Raw genomic sequence first — 1771 nt, 5'->3', positions numbered from 1 at the left:
CGTGGGGGTTGTGGGATCTCTCTTCTGTTGTCTGCCGGCAACAGGACGAGTCAGAAACCGTTGATGTAGACGAAGGACATGCGAAAGGTCCGGCGTAGAGGGTAAGACCCCCGTAGTCGAAACGTCAGCGGCTCGTTTGAGAGACACCCAAGTAGCACGGGGCCCGAGAAATCCCGTGTGAATCTGGCGGGACCACCCGCTAAGCCTAAATATTCCCTGGTGACCGATAGCGGATAGTACCGTGAGGGAATGGTGAAAAGTACCCCGGGAGGGGAGTGAAATAGTACCTGAAACCGTGTGCCTACAAGCCGTGGGAGCGTCGGATGCAGCTTGCTGTATCTCGTGACTGCGTGCCTTTTGAAGAATGAGCCTGCGAGTTTGCGGTGTGTTGCGAGGTTAACCCGTGTGGGGAAGCCGTAGCGAAAGCGAGTCCGAATAGGGCGATGGAGTAGCACGCTCAAGACCCGAAGCGGAGTGATCTAGCCATGGGCAGGTTGAAGCGGAGGTAAGACTTCGTGGAGGACCGAACCCACCAGGGTTGAAAACCTGGGGGATGACCTGTGGTTAGGGGTGAAAGGCCAATCAAACTCCGTGATAGCTGGTTCTCCCCGAAATGCATTTAGGTGCAGCGTCGTGTGTTTCTTGCCGGAGGTAGAGCACTGGATAGGCGATGGGCCCTACCGGGTTACTGACCTTAGCCAAACTCCGAATGCCGGTAAGTGAGAGCGCGGCAGTGAGACTGTGGGGGATAAGCTCCATGGTCGAGAGGGAAACAGCCCAGAGCATCGACTAAGGCCCCTAAGCGTACGCTAAGTGGGAAAGGATGTGGAGTCGCACAGACAACCAGGAGGTTGGCTTAGAAGCAGCCACCCTTGAAAGAGTGCGTAATAGCTCACTGGTCTAGTGATTCCGCGCCGACAATGTAGCGGGGCTCAAGCGTACCGCCGAAGTCGTGTCATTGCAGCATATAGCCCCAACGGGTGTTGTGATGGGTAGGGGAGCGTCGTCTGCCGGGTGAAGCAGCACCGGAAGGTAGTTGTGGACGGTTGACGAGTGAGAATGCAGGCATGAGTAGCGATACAAACGTGAGAAACGTTTGCGCCGATTGACTAAGGGTTCCTGGGTCAAGCTGATCTGCCCAGGGTAAGTCGGGACCTAAGGCGAGGCCGACAGGCGTAGTCGATGGATAACCGGTTGATATTCCGGTACCCGCTGTGAAGCGTCAAACATTGAACCAGGCGATGCTAAGTCCGTGAAGCCGCCCCGGAGCCTTCGGGCAAAGGGGAGTGGTGGAGCCGACGAACCAGACTTGCAGTAGGTGAGTGATGGGGTGACGCAGGAAGGTAGTCCAGCCCGGGCGGTGGTTGTCCCGGGGTAAGGGTGTAGGCCGCAAGGTAGGCAAATCCGCCTTGCATACGGCTGAGACCTGATGCCGAGCCGATTGTGGTGAAGTGGATGATCCTATGCTGTCGAGAAAAGCCTCTAGCGAGTTTCATGGCGGCCCGTACCCTAAACCGACTCAGGTGGTCAGGTAGAGAATACCGAGGCGTTCGGGTGAACTATGGTTAAGGAACTCGGCAAAATGCCCCCGTAACTTCGGGAGAAGGGGGGCCAGCTCTGGTGAGAGGACTTGCTCCTCGAGCTGGGGTTGGCCGCAGAGACCAGCGAGAAGCGACTGTTTACTAAAAACACAGGTCCGTGCGAAGCCGTAAGGCGATGTATACGGACTGACGCCTGCCCGGTGCTGGAACGTTAAGGGGACCGGTTAGCT

General features: G+C 57.0%; 1 rRNA gene (cut by a window edge). It reads left to right on the top strand.

What is annotated here, in order from left to right:
* Nucleotides 1-1771, top strand: a 23S ribosomal RNA gene (locus tag ACFZCP_RS45760); its annotated part reaches 164 nt to the left of the window's first position; the annotation flags it as partial.

Origin of the sequence: Streptomyces sp. NPDC007971, assembly GCF_042958635.1 — a bacterium.
GTDB lineage: Bacteria > Actinomycetota > Actinomycetes > Streptomycetales > Streptomycetaceae > Streptomyces.
Note: the sequence above shows the minus strand (reverse complement) of the source record. Positions and strands in the feature narration are given on the sequence as shown.